The organism is Sphingopyxis sp. NFH-91 (genome assembly GCF_021401285.1).
GTDB classification, from domain to species: domain Bacteria; phylum Pseudomonadota; class Alphaproteobacteria; order Sphingomonadales; family Sphingomonadaceae; genus Sphingopyxis; species Sphingopyxis terrae_A.
On sequence record NZ_JACBGA010000001.1, the window covers coordinates 671579 to 686291 of the forward strand.

The window sequence follows — 14713 nt, forward strand, 5'->3', positions numbered from 1 at the left end:
AGCGTTTACAGCGGCGTCATAGCGAGAAGCCGAAGTCGACGCGGCAATCCACAGCTCGCGTAAACCGCCCTGCATTGCTGCCCCCGGCCTTGCCGGGCTCGCCATGACGAAGTTTTGTCGTTGACGCTGCCTCAGATATTGATGCTCGTCGGAATCAGGCTGGGTTGCAGATAGGGATAGGGCTGCCGCCGCTGCGCGTTCCGCGCGGCGATCGCGGTTTCGACATTGGCCAGCGCCCCCTTGAACCACGCGAGCGGCCCCTCGGGCGCGGTGACGCGCGGGTCCTGGAACCAGGGCGGGTAGGGGAAGCTGTTGCTGCGATAGTCGCCGAGCGGGCGGTAATGCACCGAACCCAGGAGTTCGAGCACGTTGAGCTGTTCGAGCGCCAGCGCCATCGGTGGCATCATCGCGAGCCAGCCCGGCTTGTCCTGTCCGCGCTCGCGGTCGGGTGCCGCCTGCCACGCCGCACCGGTGACGGCGGGCGCAAAGGCCATGATGTCCTTTTGCGGGAAATTCACCGCGGCATGCTGCGCGCTCGCGGTGAACATCACCATCGTGCAGACATCGGCAAGCTGGTCGCGCGTTGCGATCGGGCCGAAGCCGCTGATCCGCGCTTCGCCGGCCAGGCTGTCGGCCCAGGCGGCGAGTTCGGTGTCGCCGACAACCGCGTTATCGTCGGTATAATAGAGCCAGACATATTGGCGCGCCCATTCGCGGATCGCATTCCACACCAGCAGCGCGTCGTCGCGATAAGGATAGTCGGCGAGCGTCGATCCGGTCCCGACGCCGCGTGCGGCCAGATCGGCTGGCAGCATCTTGCCGTAAAAGTCGAAGGCCAGCCGGTCGTCGGCCGCCGCGGCCTGGCTCGATGCGATGGTGCCTGCGAAAATATGGTCGATCGGCCCGTTCGCGGCGATCAGCGAGGTCGCGGCCTGATCGTTGATGAACAGCGTCCCTTCGAAATGCGGAACGAGCAGCGCCCATAGCGGATGCGCCTGGGCCAGATGGCGGTGCGTGGCGACCGCGAAAGCCTCGATCACCAGATGAGTGCGCGCCAGATGCGTGAAGAGTTCGTGATAATTGCCGTCGGCGACCTGAACGACCAGCTTCGCCATCTCCCAGCCCCATTGCGCATCGGCGGCGGCCGAGGGCGTGAAGATCGGATGCAGCGCGGGATCCTGCCCGCACTGGATCGCGACCGGAACGAGTGCCGATCCGCCCGGCGGCACCGCGAACAGCGCAATCGGCTGCCAGACATATTTGGCAAGGCTGCCGTAGGTGCCCGGCGTCAGCACTGCGAGTTCGGCATAGTCGAGCAGGAACAGCCGGCGCTCGGCAAGCGCGGCGTCCAGCGTGTCGCCATTGACCACCGCGGCATAGCGCGCGGGGCTGAGCGGGAAATTGGTCGGGAGCGCGTCGCCCGCCGCGGCGATCAGCATATTGTTCGGTCCCTGAACGCGCAGCCGCGCGAAACAGGCATCGTCCTGAAAATCATAGGCGACACCGGGAACGGGCAGCGTCCGGAACAGGGCGCGATAAGCGTCGAGGCTGCGCGGCGCGCTGCTGCCGAGGCCCGCCACTTCGGCCGCGCTGACCTTGATCAGCGCTTCGATCCGCTGGCGATGCGCCTCCAGCTTCGCAAGCTGCGTGTCGGCCTCGACCGCGGCCACGACATGTTCGACCTCGTCGACGAAATGGCCGAGGAGCGACGTGCCATCCTTCATCGCATGGCCCGCCGCGATGCGCGCGGTCGACAGCTCGATCGCGTCGCATTCGGCCAGCGCGGCTTCATAGGTGCTGCGCGGCGTATCGAGTTCGCCCTTGTCGACGCCGTCCAGCTTCACCGCGAGTGCATTGCGCACGATCGCCAGCCCGACGCCGATCAGGATCGCGAACCAGGCGATCGTCGGCATATCCTGTTTGGGCACATCGGTCGCGAGCGGAACGCCGGGAAGCGACGGCTCGTCGGTCGTCCACATATAGACCTGCCGCGTCGCAGCGAGCTGCGCGGCGCGCGCGGCCTGCTCCGCCGGCGTGTCCTGCTGCGGCAGACTGGGTGCGGCGGGCGGAAGGATTGCGCCGTCGATCTGGCTGGGGGCGGTGAAATCGGGCGAAGGGAAGGACATGCGAAAGCTCCTGCGACATGAACGCGGCGCGAGGGATCGCAGAACATGGTTAATTTTTGGCATGCCGCAGGGAGGGGGCGGCCCGGTTAGGGCGATGAAAAACAATCCTTCCTTTGTTTAACGCATGCTTTACTCCCGCTTGATACCCAGCCGGAATGACGGGGGTTATAGCATGGATGCGGCGGCGCTTTTTTCCGCCATTGCCGGAGGATATCCGGGACGATGTCGCGATTCTGCGCGCCAATCGTATCGAGACGCTGACCCCGATGCTTTTTCTGATGCTCGCGGCGACGACGCCGACCGCCATCTATGGCGGCATGCCGAGCGTCCATCCGATCATCCGGATCGGCTTTCCGGTCGTTCTGGCGGCGGTGTGCCTGCTCGGCTTCGCTGCGCAGATGCATTATCGTGGCCGGCGCATGAGCCCGCGGCGCGCGCGGCGGGTGATCGTCGAGGCAGCGTGGGTGTCGGGCACGATGGGCGCGATGTGCAGCAGCTGGACGGTGGTCAACTGGCTCGCCGCGCCGCCCGAAAATCACAGCTATTATGCGATGATCATGGCGATGGGGTCGCTGGCGACCGCCTATTGCCTGTCATCGACGCGCTTTGCAGCGCTGCTCAATCTGGGCATCGGGATGGTGCCGATCGCCTATCTGATGCTGACCTCCGGCCACGCGCCCGAGATTGCGGCGGGCACCAGCCTGGTCGTCGCGACGATGTTCCTGGTGCGCATGATCCTTCAGCAGCATGGCCAGCTTGTCGACCTGCTGGAATTGCAGCGGCAGATGCGCGATCTGGCGCATAGCGACGCGCTGACCGGGCTGCCCAACCGGCGTGCGTTCGACCTGAGGCTGGAGGAAGAAATCGCGCGCGCGGCGGATGGCGAGATATTCGCGATCGCGCTGCTCGATCTCGACGGCTTCAAGCCGGTGAACGACCGGCACGGCCATGCCGCCGGCGATCAATTGCTGTGCGAAGTCGCGGCGCGGCTGCGCCGGGCGTGCGGCGATCATGCGCTGGTCGCGCGGCAGGGGGGTGACGAATTCGCCATTCTGGTGCCGCGCCGTTCACCGCTGCTTGCCACCGCGCTTGCCGATCATCTGCTCGCCGCGCTCGTCGCGCCCTACCGCATCGGCGGCCAGCCATTGCGCGTCGGCGCGAGCGTCGGCGTCGCCAACTGGCCCGGCGACGGTGGCAGCGCGCGCCGGCTTTTCGACACCGCCGACCGCGCCCTCTATGCAGCAAAGGCGGCTGGTCGACCCGACATGTCGCCGGTCGAAAGCATCGGCATCGCAAGCTGATGCGGGCTTGACCGCCCCATATGGGGCGGTCAGACCGGTCGCCATGAAGCGGACCATTTTCTGGCGCATCTCGACCGCGCTCTCGCCCCTTGCCCTTATCGCCGTCAGCATATCGCCGGTTCTCGCGAAACCCGCCGCCGCCCCCGCCGCAGCGCAGGTCGTTCCGGTCAATCCGCAGACCGCCGCGGCCAAGGCCTGGAATTTCGCGGCCAGCGATGTGCCCGTCGATTCAAATATCGTCTTCGGCGTTCTTCCCAACGGGATGAAATATGCGCTGTTGAAGAACAGCACCCCGAAGGACAGCGTCGTCCTGCGCATGCGTTTCGACGTCGGCAGCTTTGCCGAAGCCGAGGATCAGCGCGGGCTGGCGCATTTCATCGAGCATATGGCGTTCAACGGCTCGACCCATGTGCCCGAGGGTGAGATGATCAAGCTGCTCGAAAGGAAGGGGCTGGCCTTCGGGGCCGATACCAACGCCTCGACCGGCTTCGATCAGACGGTCTACCAGCTCGATCTGCCCAACGCGTCGGACGATCTGATCGACACCGGGCTGATGCTGATGCGGGAAACCGCGAGCGAACTGACGATCGACCCCGCCGCGGTCGACCGCGAACGCGGTGTCATCCTGTCGGAGCGCCGCGCGCGGGATACCTATCAGCTGCGCAACATCGTCGATCAGCTCGGTTTCCAGATGAAGGGGATGACGGTCGCGAACCGGATGCCGATCGGTACCGAAGAGGTGATCCGTACCGCCCCCGCATCGCGCCTGCGCGACCTTTACGATCGCTATTACCGGCCCGAACGGGCGACGCTGGTGATGGTCGGCGATTTCGATCCCGCCGCGGTCGAGGCGAAGATCAAGGCGCGCTTCGCCGATTGGCAGGGCCGCGGACCGGCTGGTGCCGATCCCGACATCGGCACGCTCGATTTCAAGCGCCCCGCCGCCGCCGAATCTTTCGTCGATCCGGCGATCCAGGATTCGGTGACGATCGCCAGCTTCAAACCCTGGGTGCAGCAAGCCGACACCAAGGCGAAGCGCGCGCGCAAGCTAGCCGAAGATATCGGCGAAGCGATCCTGAGCCGCCGGCTAGCCAAGATTGCGCTCGACGAGAATTCTCCGATCCTCGCGGGCTATTTCAGTGAAGCCGACGGGTGGAAGGTCTTCGATCAGGTTACGGTCGGGGCGATCGCCAAGGAAGGGGCGTGGACGGAGGCACTCGGCCTGATCGAGCGCGAGCTGCGCCGCGCCGTCCAGTTCGGCTTCACCCAGGCCGAGGTCAACGAACAGATCGCCAATCGGCGCACCGCGCTCAAGAATGCCGTCGCCGGCGTGACGACCCGGCGGAGCGACGCGCTCGCCGATGTGCTGGTCGACGCGTCCGACGGCGATTATGTCGTCGTGCGTCCCGAAACCTCGCAGGCGCTGTTCGATGCCGTCGCGCCGCAGCTGTCGGCCGATGCGGTGAGTGCGGCCTTCCGCAATCGGATGGAGGGCTTCAGCCCGCCGCTCGCGCGCGTCACTGCCAAGACGCCCGTCGAGGGCGGCGACAAGGCGATCCTTGCCGCGCTCGACACGGCGCGCGCGGTCGCGGTGACGCCCCCGGCGCAGGCACGGAGCGCGGCCTTTGCCTATGACAATTTCGGCACGCCCGGCACGGTCGTCAGCGATGATCGCATCGACGACCTCGGCATCCGGCGCATCCGCTTCGCCAACAATGTGATGCTCAACATCAAGAAGACCGATTTCCAGAAGGACAAGGTCTATCTGTCGGTGCGCGTCGACGGGGGGACGCTGCTCGCGACGCGCGACGACCCGACCAAGGTCGCGCTTGCGGGATCGATCAGCCTCGGCGGGCTCGAGGCGCATAGCCTCGACGATCTGCGCACCATTTTTGCGGGCAAGACGGTCAGCCCCAGCTTCGGCGTCGATACCGATGCCTTTGGGGGCAAAGCGGTCACCTCGCCCGACGATTTCGCGGCGCAGGCCGAACTGATGGCGGCTTATCTGACGCACCCCGGCTACCGCGCCGACGGGCTCGCGCTGATCCGTCGCTATCTGCCGCAGCAATATGCCGCCAACGATGCGACGCCGGGCGCGGTGATGGCGCGCGACAGCGGCGGCATCCTTGCCAACGGTGACCCGCGCGAGGAAACGCCGCCGCTTGCGACGATGATGGCACTCGACTGGAGCAAATTGAAAGCGGCGGTCGCCGACAGTTTCGATCATGGCGCGATCGAGATCGGCGTCGTCGGCGATATCGACGAACAGGCGGCGATTGATGCGATCGCGGCAACCTTCGGCGCTCTGCCCGAACGCCGCGCGGCGTTCGATCCGCACAGCGACGCGCGCAAGCGCGACTATCCGGTCGACCACAGCGAGCGCACGCTGATCCACAAGGGGCCGGCCGACCAGGCCGAACTGCGCGTCTATTGGCCGGCGCGCGACGACAGCGACCTGACCGAGGCGATGCGCCTCAACCTGCTGTCGCGCGTGATGCAGCTCATGCTCACCGACGAACTGCGCGAAAAGCTGGGCGAAACCTACAGCCCGTCGGCGGGAGCCAGCCTGTCGGACGAATATCCGGGCTATGGCTGGCTCGTCGCCGCAAGCAATGTCGACTACAAGGATCTGGCGACGACGCGCGCCGCGATCTTCGCGATCGCCAAGGAATTGCGCGACAAACCCGTCGATGCCGACACGCTCGACCGCGCGCGCAAGCCGCTGGTCGAGGCGATGACCAAGGCGCGGCGCGAAAATGCCTATTGGCTGGCCTATGTCGCCGAGGCGACGAGCCGCGCCGACCGGCTCGACCGCAGCCGCAACGGCATCGCGGCAGTCGAGGCTGCGACGCCGGCCGAGCTTGAAGCGCTCGCCAAGCGCTATCTTGTCGACGACAAGGCGCTGGTGATCCGGGCGATCAGCGACAAGGCCGGAAAATAGCGGGACGCGCGGCCGGCCCGACGGGGCGGCCGCGGCCCGGTTCTATTTCTTGAGCCCGATTTCGCGGAGCCGTTCCTGCAGATATTCGTCGGCGGTGATCGGCGTCGGATACAGGTTCGGATGCTCGGCATCGATGCAATTATCCAGCGTCACGATCGGATAGTCCGAACGGAAGTGCAGGAAGAAGGGCATCGAATAGCGCGCAACGCTGGCGCGGCCGGAGTCGGGATTGCGCACGCGGTGCGTGGTCGAGGGCAGGCGGTTGTTGGTCAGCCGTTGCAACATGTCGCCGACATTGACCGCCATAGCGCCCGCAGGCGGCGATACCGGAAGCCAACTCCCATCCTTGTCGAGGATTTCGAGGCCCGCTTCTTCGGCACCGAGCAGCAGGGTAATCGTATTGATATCTTCGTGCGCCTCGGCGCGGATGCCCTTCGCCGGGCCTTCGACGGGCGGGTAATGCAGCAGGCGCATCACGCTGTTGCCGTCCTTCACCGTGTCGTCGAAGAAATCGGGTGCGAGGCCAAGGTAGCGCGCGATCCCGGAGAGCAGCTTGCCGCCGATGCGGTCGAATTCGGCGAACAGCCGGTCATAGGTTTCGCGAAAGCCCGCGACTTCGGCCGGCCAGACATTGTTCGGCTGTTGCGCGGCGAGCGGGTGGCCGGCGGGGAGGTCGCGGCCCACGTGCCAGAATTCCTTGAGGTCGACTTCCTTCGCACCCTTCGCGATTTCGGTGCCGAAGGGGGTGTAGCCGCGCGCGCCGCCGCCGCCCGCGATATGATAGGCCCGCTTCACCGCCTCGGGCAGCGCGAAAAATTCCTTCGCCTTCGCCCAGGCATCGTCGATCAGCGCCGGGTCGATGCCGTGGTCGGTAATCATCGCGAACCCGAAGCGTTCGAACGATCCGCCGAAATCCTGGGCGAAGCGATCGTCGGGCAGCGACATGGAAATAACGGGAACGGCTGCGGTCATAAGGGGTGTGTCCATTTGTTGGTGCTGTGGCGCGCCATGCCGGTCCCGCCGGGGCGCGTCTTTGACATGAATCAGGATTTAGGCGGGTCGGCGCGGTTGCGAAAGAGGAAAAGGATGCTTTCGCGTCGGCGCGCGCTGGGCTAGGCCCGCGCCATGGGCAAGCAATATTGGCTGATGAAATCCGAACCCGACGTCTATGGCTGGGACGACCTGGTCAAGGACGGCACGGGGATGTGGGACGGCGTGCGCAACCACAGCGCCAAGCTGAACATGATGGCGATGAAGGTCGGCGACGAGGCGCTGTTCTATCACAGCAATATCGGCAAGGAATGCGTGGGGATCATGCGCATTACCGAGGAAAGCGCGCCCGATCCGACCGCCGAGGAAGGATCGCCGTGGGTCATCGTGCGCGTCGCGCCCGTGCGCCCGCTCGCGCATCCGGTGACGCTGGCGGCGATCAAGGCCGACCCCAAGCTTGCCGACATGGACCTTATCCGCCTGTCGCGCCTGTCGGTCGGGCGCGTGACGCCCGACGAGTGGAAGCATATATTGGAAAAGTCGGAGAAGCCGGAAGCTTAGCGCAGTTTCGACTGCATGTGCGCCGCCACCGAGGGGTGGAGCGGGTAGACGAATTCGCAGCCGAAGCTGTTGCCGTCGGCGCGCCGGATCACCGCTTCGAGCGGCTGCAGGCCCGGCAGGTTGACCCATATCTGCTTGCCGATCTGCGGCCGCGAAAAGGTGATCATGCGAAAGCCCGTCGACGACAGGTCGAACAGTTCGACGTCGAATGGGTTGAAGCCCGCTTCGCGATAGCGCGCGCGCCCGCGGACGGTGGCGCGTTCGGCGCGGCGCGCTTGCGGCGAAAGCTCTTCGGTGTCGGTCGTGCAGGCGTTGGCCACTGTATTCAATCCCACTGGTCGGATTATCGATTCGCATTTTTAGCGCCGCGCTGGTGAACGCAAAGTCGACGGAATTGGTGAAAATCGCCTATACCATGGGGTCTTCGGCCAGCGTCATCTCCTGCCCCGGAAAGGGACGGACGAGGCTGGCCGCGTCGCGCCAGTCGGCGGTCAGCCAGCGCGCATAATCGCCGGGGCGGAGGATGACCGGCATCGCTTGCGCGCCGTGATGGCTAAGCAGGCGGTTCGGTTCGACGGTCAGGATCGCGAAGCTCGGCCAATCCTCGCCCTGGCGATGGATGCCGGCAAAGGCGAAGACCGGCTGGTCGGCGGGCGCGGCCCACAGCTGTTGCCGCGCGCCGGCCGTCCCCGACCACAGGGCGAAACGGGTCGCGGGGATCAGGCAGCGCAGTTCGGGATGACGCAGCGTGCCGATCCAGAAGGGGCTCGAAAGGTTGCGCACCGTCGTCACCGGCTGGTCGCCGCGCGGCGGCGGCGGGACGCCCCACAGCTTGGGGCGCAGCCACGGGCGGCTCTGCGCGCTTCCGTCGCCGACGACCACCGGCGCCGGGCGTCCGGGGGTGACATAGCCGCGGGCCCAGGGATCGCGCCCTGAATCGGCACCGATCGCCTGCGCGGCGATTTCGGCGGTCACGTCGAGGCGATAGAGGTGCATGCGCGCCCGGCCCTAGTCGGTCGATCGCACGCGTCCGCGCATCGATTTGACCGCGCTGCGCGCCTTTTTGCCGTCGACGCGGCGCGCCCTGGCCGCCTTGCTCGGCTTTGTCTTGATCCGCTTTTCAGGCCGAACCAGCGCCGCATCGACGAGCTCGTTCAGCCGCGCGCGCGCATCGGCGCGGTTGGCTTCCTGGGTGCGATAGCTGCGCGCGAGAATCACGAGTTCTCCCGCCGCCGTCATCCGGCTTCCCGCGAGCGTCTTGAGCCGGCGGTAGGCGTCGGGCGGGAGGCCGAGAGCGAACACATCGACGCGAAGCTGGCACGCGGTCGCGACCTTGTTGACATTCTGGCCGCCCGGCCCGGTGCCGGCTAGGAATTTTTCCGAAATCGCGGCTTCGGGAATGTCAGCCACGGGTCGGGGCGGCGCCTTCGGGTGGCGAAAAGCCGAGCGCGGCGAAGCGCGCGGGGAAGGGGGCTTCGGCAATTATTGACGGCTTGACGTCACGTTTTACCACCAACCGCTCGGCGTGGAGCAGGGTGCGGTCCTTGCCGCGGCCGTTGCCGTACACGGGATCGCCGGCGATCGGCAGACCCAGCCCCTCGAGCGCATGGACGCGAAGCTGATGGGTGCGGCCGGTTTCGGGACGGAAACGCAGCAGCGCCCGCCCGTCGACGACGGCAAGCTTTTCCCAGTGCGATACCGATGGCTTGCCATTCGGATCGACAACCATGCGCCAGCCGGTCTCCGCGGTCGACGTCTTCGCGAGGGGCAGGTCGATGGTGCCGCCATCGCCATCAGGCACGCCGTCGATGATCGCGAGATATTGTTTTTCGACCTCGCGCCCCTCGAAAGCGCGGGTGAAACGGCCGTGCGCCTTGGGATTGCGCGCGAGCAGCAGGCAACCCGAGGTGTCACGGTCGAGCCGGTGAACGGCGAGCGGCCAGCGCTTGAAGCCAAAGCGCAGGCCGTCGAGATGGTTTTCGAGGCTGAGGCTGCCGTCGCGCGGCGGATCGACGGGCAGGCCTTCGGGCTTGTCGACGACAAGCGCCTCGCCATCGAGGAAGAGAATATGGTCGGAAAGAAGCATCTCCCGCCTATAGGCGGGCCGCCCCTTCGCCGAAAGCGTAAACGTCCATCGCCAGCAGGCCATAGGTCGTGCTGGCATGGAGCCGTGCGGCGTGCAGGCCGTCCGCTGCCGTACCCGCACCCATCGCGACGAACAAGGGCAGGATATGATCCATCGTCGGATGGTTGTCGCGGCCATGCGGCGCGCGTTCTACAGCGTGCAGCACCTCGTCGACGGCGTCCGCCGCCATATGTCCGGCCACCCAGTCGGTGAAGCCGGTGACCCATGCGGGCGCGGGTGCGTCGATCGGCAGGCGCGCCGAAAAAAGTGCGCGAAGATTGTGCGTGATGCTGCCCGAACCGATCAGCAATACGCCCTCATCGCGAAGCGGCGCGAGTGCACGGCCCAGCGCATAATGCCATTCGGGCGGCGCATGCGAGGCGATCGAAAGCTGGACCACCGGAATATCGGCCTTGGGATAGACCAGCGACAGGGGCACCCAGGCCCCATGATCGAGCCCGCGGTCGGGATCGGCGGCGACGGCGAGGCGATGAGCGGCGAGCAGGTCCACGACCCGCTGCGCAAGCGCCGGATCGCCCGGTGCGGGATAGCGCATGTCGAACAGCGCTTGGGGGAAATTGCCGAAATCATGGATCGTCGGCGGCGCGGGCGAGGCGGTGACCGTCGCCTGGCCGCCCTCGAACCGTGCATCGTGATGCGCCGAGACGACCAGGATCGCGCGCGGACGCGGCAAGCGGGCGCCCAGCCCGGCGAGGAAGTCCCGCGCCGGGCTGGGCTCGAGCGCCATCATCGGCGAGCCGTGGGAGAGGAAGAGGCTCGGCAGACGGCGCATCGGGGTCAGGCCGCGAGCTTCGCCGCGGTTTTCGCGACGCGTTCGCCCAGATAGCGGGCACCGCCGAGATCGGCTTCGCTCGGCTGGCGCGATCCGTCGCCATCGGCGAGCGTCGTCGCACCATAGGGGGCACCGCCCTTGACTTCATCGACGCCCATCTGCCCGGCATAACCATAGTCCAGTCCGACGATCGTCATGCCGAAGTGGAGGAGGTTGGTCAGGATGCTGAACAGCGTGGTTTCCTGTCCGCCATGCTGCGACGCGGTCGAGGTGAAGGCCGCGCCGACCTTGCCGGTAAGCAGACCCTGCGCCCAGACGCCGCCGGCGGTGTCCCAGAAGCTCGCCATCTGGCTGGCCATGCGGCCGAAGCGGGTCGGCGAACCGACGACGATCGCGTCATAGTCGGCAAGCTGCTTGGGATCACCGAGCAGCGGATGCGCGGTGTCGGTCTTGAAGCCGGCGGCCTTCACCACCGCCTCGGGCGCGGTTTCGGCGACGCGGCGAATATCGACCTCGGCGCCCGCGGCGCGCGCGCCTTCGGCGACGGCGTCGGCCATCTGCTCGATATGTCCATAGCTCGAATAATAGAGCACCAAAATCTTTGCCATCTTCGGTTTCCTTTCAGTCGGGAGGGGAAGGGGTGGGCCGCCGCCGCAAGGGAGGGGGATGGCAGGCGGCGGCCCGAGGGGGTGGGATCAGAGGCTGTCGACCAGCACCAGTTCGGCATCGTCGAGCGCTTCGACCTCGATCGTTCCGACATCGCGGATCGCGATGCCGTCGCGCGGATCGGCATCCTGTCCGTTGATGCGGATTCGGCCCTTGGCGGCGACCAGATAGGCGTTGCGGCCAGCGCCCAGATCATAGGCGACGCGGCTACCCGCGGTCACGGTCGCGGCCGCGACCCGGGCATCGGCGCGGATCGGCAGCGCGTCGTCGTCACCCTCGATCCCGCTGGCCAACGTCACGAAGCGTCCCGAACGGTCGGCCTGCGGAAATTCGCGCTGGCCCCAGCCGGGATTGCCGCCATCGCGATCGGGGATGATCCAGATCTGGAACAGCGTGGTTTCCTCGTCCTCGAGGTTGAATTCGCTGTGCGTCACCCCGGTGCCGGCGCTCATCACCTGGACATCGCCGGCCGCGGTGCGGCCGCTGTTGCCCATGCTGTCGCGGTGGCTGATCGCACCGGTGCGGACATAGGTGATGATTTCCATATCGCGGTGCGGGTGCGGCGGGAAGCCGGCCTGCGCCGCGATGGCATCGTCGTTCCAGACGCGCAGCGCACCCCAGCCCATGCGGTCGGGATCGTGATAGCCGGCGAAGGAAAAATGGTGGCGGGCGTCGAGCCAGCCGTGATTGGCGTGGCCCAGCGTGTCGAACTTGCGAATGTCGATCATCGGGCATCTCCTTTCTGGCCGCCATCCCGGACATCGGGGGCGGCGTGTTGAGGCCAAGATAGGCGATGCATTTGTTTCTGAAATAGCGTAGATCGAAACCTATCGTTTCCAATTGGAGGATGTTGTGGCGCTTCCCGATTATGAAGGCTGGGCCTGCTTCGTGGCGGTGGCCGACAGCGGCGGATTCACCGCCGCGGCGAGCGCGCTCGGCCTGTCGAAGGCCAGCGTGTCGAAGGCGGTCAGCCGGCTCGAAGCATCGCTCGGGATCACTTTGCTCCATCGCAGTTCGCGGTCGGTGACCGTGTCGACGGCGGGCGCCGGGCTGCTCGAAGAGGCGCGGGCAATGGTCGCCGCCGCGACCGCCGCGACCGAGGCGGCGCATGGCGACCGCTTCGACCTCGCAGGGCCGATCCGACTCGCGGCGCCGATGAGTTTCGGGATCAAGGTGCTCGGCGCGCCGCTCGCGGCCTTCATGGCCGAGCATCCGGCGGTCGAGATCGAACTGACGCTCAGCGATGCGCGCCACGATCTGATCGCCGAAGGTTTCGATCTCGCGCTGCGCGTCGCCAGCCTCGACGACAGCAGCCTGCTCGCGCGCACCATCGTGCCGATCCCGACGTCGGTGATCGCCAGCCCGGCCTATCTCGAGCGCCACGGCACGCCGCGCCACCCGCTCGAACTCTCGGGGCATCGGCTCGCTGGGTACGGCCACCGCGAAAAGGCGCGGCCGCTGCGCTTCCACCGCGAAGGCGAGGAAGCGACGATCGTTCCGGCAGGCCCGCTGTTCACGAACAATGGCGATGTGATCGTGCCGATGCTGGTCGCGGGGGGCGGCATCGCGGTGCTGCCGCACTTCATCATCGACGCCGAACTGCGCGCCGGCAGGCTCGTTCCGATCCTGACCGACTGGTCGCTGCCGCAGGCCTATCTGCACCTGTTGTCGCCACCGTCGCGCCTCCGCCCGGCGCGGGTACGGGCCTTGTCCGACTATCTCGCCGATACGCTGAAACGCAGCTGCGCGGGTCGCGACTCGTGGATTTCTGCGGGTTAAATCAAAATTAACCTTTTCCCTTCACAAGTTTCATGGTTAATGTTCCGCCAGCCCTGCAACGGGGGCGTTGGTGGCACTGCGAGGGAGCCGCGGACGGGTTGCGGGTCCATCGTGGGAAACAGTCAAGGGGTGCCTAATGCGCGTACTGCTGATCGAGGACGAGCCGACGACCGCGAAGGCGATCGACACGATGCTCACGACCGAAGGCTTCAACGTCTATACCACCGATCTGGGTGAGGAAGGCTTGGACCTTGGCAAACTCTATGATTACGACATCATTCTGCTCGACCTGAATCTGCCCGACATGCACGGCTATGACGTGCTGAAAAAGCTCCGTACCGCAAAGGTGCAGACGCCGGTGCTGATCCTTTCGGGCATTTCGGAAATGGATTCCAAGGTGCGCTCGTTCGGCTTCGGCGCCGACGATTATGTCACCAAGCCCTTTCATCGCGACGAGCTGGTCGCGCGCATCCACGCCGTCGTCCGCCGCTCGAAGGGCCATAGCCAGAGCGTCATCAAGACGGGCAAGCTGGCGGTCAATCTCGACACCAAGACGGTCGAAGTCGATGGCGTCCGCGTCCATCTGACCGGCAAGGAATATCAGATGCTGGAGCTGCTTTCGCTCCGCAAAGGCACGACGCTGACCAAGGAAATGTTCCTGAACCACCTTTATGGCGGCATGGACGAGCCCGAATTGAAGATTATCGACGTCTTCATCTGCAAGCTGCGCAAGAAGCTCGCGCTCGCGTGCGGCGGCGAAAATTATATCGAGACGGTCTGGGGTCGCGGCTATGTGCTGCGCGATATCGACGAAGAAGGGAATGAAGTGCGCCGGGTCGCCTGACGCGCTTTACCGACGAAAATCAATCAACGGGGGACCCGGCGCGGAGCGATCTGCGCCGGTTTTCCTTTGTGGCGCGGCGATGCGCGGGTCAGATCTTCGGTTTGCCGTAATGACCCGGCAGCGACGAAACCTGCCGCAGTCCCGGGCGCCAGGTCGACATCTGCGTCGGCGCCATGATCTGGAATTCGGCCTTGCTGTCGGCGGCGACGAGCTGATCGGCGTGCGCCGCGCGCAGCCGTGCCGGCTCGATCGTCCGTTCGGTCTGCAGGCCGAAGCGTTTGTCGCTGACCCAGCGGACCACGCCCTCCATCGGCTGATGACCCGGAAGATAGACGGTCAGCCGCTCGCCAACCTGCAGCACATGCGGCGACTGCCCGCCAACGCCGGTTTCGGAAATATTGCGCAGGGTCACATCGAAGCGCCCGAGGCGGTCGCACGCAAGCGACGCCTTCACCAGTCGCGACTGGCGCGGTTGGCGCTTTTCGGCTGAAGCCGTTGAGGCGGTATCGGCCTCGAAATTCGGCATGGGCGACCCAATAAGCTTCTGCCGCCTGTCACCCACGTCAGGCGGTTATTGTGGTCCCATC

General features: G+C 66.1%; 15 protein-coding genes. 5 read left to right on the top strand and 10 right to left on the bottom strand.

Annotated elements, in window-relative coordinates:
- Nucleotides 1-131: 131 nt before the first annotated feature.
- Nucleotides 132-2126: a lipoxygenase family protein gene (locus tag L0963_RS03345; RefSeq protein WP_217372637.1), complete on the bottom strand. Its 1995-nt coding sequence runs from the start codon at nt 2124-2126 to the stop codon at nt 132-134.
- Nucleotides 2127-2281: 155 nt separating this feature from the next.
- On the opposite strand from L0963_RS03345, the gene L0963_RS03350 reads away from it, so the two are divergent.
- Together L0963_RS03350 and L0963_RS03355 are read left to right on the top strand one after the other, a co-directional pair.
- Complete coding sequence (locus L0963_RS03350; RefSeq protein ID WP_234178556.1) at nt 2282-3427, top strand: GGDEF domain-containing protein; 1146 nt, start codon at nt 2282-2284, stop codon at nt 3425-3427.
- Between the two features lie 43 nt (nt 3428-3470).
- Nucleotides 3471-6368 (top strand): M16 family metallopeptidase, encoded by a 2898-nt coding sequence (locus L0963_RS03355; protein WP_217372636.1) that lies wholly within the window; start codon nt 3471-3473, stop codon nt 6366-6368.
- Between the two features lie 42 nt (nt 6369-6410).
- Here L0963_RS03355 and L0963_RS03360 read toward each other — a convergent pair whose 3' ends face one another.
- The gene (locus L0963_RS03360) at nt 6411-7340 is read right to left on the bottom strand and encodes an isopenicillin N synthase family dioxygenase (protein ID WP_186402629.1); all 930 of its coding nucleotides are present in this window, start codon (nt 7338-7340) and stop codon (nt 6411-6413) included.
- Between the two features lie 153 nt (nt 7341-7493).
- Here L0963_RS03360 and L0963_RS03365 point away from each other — a divergent pair, with 153 nt between their 5' ends.
- Nucleotides 7494-7919: an EVE domain-containing protein gene (locus L0963_RS03365; RefSeq protein ID WP_003040303.1), complete on the top strand. Its 426-nt coding sequence runs from the start codon at nt 7494-7496 to the stop codon at nt 7917-7919.
- Here L0963_RS03365 and L0963_RS03370 read toward each other — a convergent pair.
- The 7 genes from L0963_RS03370 to L0963_RS03400 all read right to left on the bottom strand — a co-directional run bounded on the left by L0963_RS03370 (nt 7916) and on the right by L0963_RS03400 (nt 12231).
- Complete coding sequence (locus tag L0963_RS03370) at nt 7916-8239, bottom strand: PilZ domain-containing protein (RefSeq protein WP_062900621.1); 324 nt, start codon at nt 8237-8239, stop codon at nt 7916-7918. The genes L0963_RS03365 and L0963_RS03370 overlap by 4 nt on opposite strands.
- Nucleotides 8240-8327: 88 nt before the next feature.
- Nucleotides 8328-8915 carry an SOS response-associated peptidase family protein gene (locus L0963_RS03375; protein WP_062900620.1) on the bottom strand — a complete coding sequence of 196 codons (588 nt, stop codon included), beginning with the start codon at nt 8913-8915 and terminating at the stop codon, nt 8328-8330.
- Nucleotides 8916-8927: 12 nt separating this feature from the next.
- Nucleotides 8928-9329 (bottom strand): alternative ribosome rescue aminoacyl-tRNA hydrolase ArfB, encoded by a 402-nt coding sequence (gene arfB, locus L0963_RS03380; protein WP_003040293.1) that lies wholly within the window; start codon nt 9327-9329, stop codon nt 8928-8930.
- Complete coding sequence (locus L0963_RS03385) at nt 9322-10005, bottom strand: RluA family pseudouridine synthase (RefSeq protein WP_062900619.1); 684 nt, start codon at nt 10003-10005, stop codon at nt 9322-9324. Before L0963_RS03385 ends, arfB begins: the two co-directional genes overlap by 8 nt.
- 7 nt (nt 10006-10012) lie before the next feature.
- Nucleotides 10013-10837, bottom strand: a complete 825-nt coding sequence (locus tag L0963_RS03390) for a DODA-type extradiol aromatic ring-opening family dioxygenase (RefSeq protein ID WP_062900618.1) — start codon at nt 10835-10837, stop codon at nt 10013-10015.
- 5 nt (nt 10838-10842) lie between these two features.
- The gene (wrbA, locus tag L0963_RS03395) at nt 10843-11445 is read right to left on the bottom strand and encodes an NAD(P)H:quinone oxidoreductase (RefSeq protein ID WP_058812593.1); all 603 of its coding nucleotides are present in this window, start codon (nt 11443-11445) and stop codon (nt 10843-10845) included.
- An 87-nt stretch (nt 11446-11532) separates the two neighbouring features.
- A complete protein-coding gene (locus L0963_RS03400; RefSeq protein ID WP_062900616.1) occupies nt 11533-12231 on the bottom strand; it encodes a pirin family protein in 699 nt (232 codons plus the stop codon).
- A 124-nt stretch (nt 12232-12355) separates the two neighbouring features.
- On the opposite strand from L0963_RS03400, the gene L0963_RS03405 reads away from it, so the two are divergent.
- A complete protein-coding gene (locus tag L0963_RS03405) occupies nt 12356-13282 on the top strand; it encodes a LysR family transcriptional regulator (protein WP_217372635.1) in 927 nt (308 codons plus the stop codon).
- A 136-nt stretch (nt 13283-13418) separates the two neighbouring features.
- The gene (gene ctrA / locus L0963_RS03410) at nt 13419-14126 is read left to right on the top strand and encodes a response regulator transcription factor CtrA (protein WP_003040277.1); all 708 of its coding nucleotides are present in this window, start codon (nt 13419-13421) and stop codon (nt 14124-14126) included.
- An 88-nt stretch (nt 14127-14214) separates the two neighbouring features.
- On the opposite strand, the gene L0963_RS03415 is transcribed toward ctrA, so the two are convergent.
- Nucleotides 14215-14652: a PilZ domain-containing protein gene (locus tag L0963_RS03415; protein ID WP_062900615.1), complete on the bottom strand. Its 438-nt coding sequence runs from the start codon at nt 14650-14652 to the stop codon at nt 14215-14217.
- Nucleotides 14653-14713: the final 61 nt, after the last annotated feature.

What these genes read in the sequence shown, in the direction of transcription:
- L0963_RS03390 (WP_062900618.1), bottom strand. Translation starts at nt 10,837, where the DNA reads ATGCGCCGTCTGCCGAGCCTCTTCCTCTCCCACGGCTCGCCGATGATG.
- ctrA (WP_003040277.1), top strand. Translation starts at nt 13,419, where the DNA reads ATGCGCGTACTGCTGATCGAGGACGAGCCGACGACCGCGAAGGCGATC.
- L0963_RS03350 (WP_234178556.1), top strand. Translation starts at nt 2,282, where the DNA reads ATGACGGGGGTTATAGCATGGATGCGGCGGCGCTTTTTTCCGCCATTG.
- L0963_RS03355 (WP_217372636.1), top strand. Translation starts at nt 3,471, where the DNA reads ATGAAGCGGACCATTTTCTGGCGCATCTCGACCGCGCTCTCGCCCCTT.
- wrbA (WP_058812593.1), bottom strand. Translation starts at nt 11,445, where the DNA reads ATGGCAAAGATTTTGGTGCTCTATTATTCGAGCTATGGACATATCGAG.
- L0963_RS03360 (WP_186402629.1), bottom strand. Translation starts at nt 7,340, where the DNA reads ATGACCGCAGCCGTTCCCGTTATTTCCATGTCGCTGCCCGACGATCGC.
- L0963_RS03400 (WP_062900616.1), bottom strand. Translation starts at nt 12,231, where the DNA reads ATGATCGACATTCGCAAGTTCGACACGCTGGGCCACGCCAATCACGGC.
- L0963_RS03365 (WP_003040303.1), top strand. Translation starts at nt 7,494, where the DNA reads ATGGGCAAGCAATATTGGCTGATGAAATCCGAACCCGACGTCTATGGC.
- L0963_RS03415 (WP_062900615.1), bottom strand. Translation starts at nt 14,652, where the DNA reads ATGCCGAATTTCGAGGCCGATACCGCCTCAACGGCTTCAGCCGAAAAG.
- L0963_RS03345 (WP_217372637.1), bottom strand. Translation starts at nt 2,126, where the DNA reads ATGTCCTTCCCTTCGCCCGATTTCACCGCCCCCAGCCAGATCGACGGC.
- L0963_RS03385 (WP_062900619.1), bottom strand. Translation starts at nt 10,005, where the DNA reads ATGCTTCTTTCCGACCATATTCTCTTCCTCGATGGCGAGGCGCTTGTC.
- L0963_RS03375 (WP_062900620.1), bottom strand. Translation starts at nt 8,915, where the DNA reads ATGCACCTCTATCGCCTCGACGTGACCGCCGAAATCGCCGCGCAGGCG.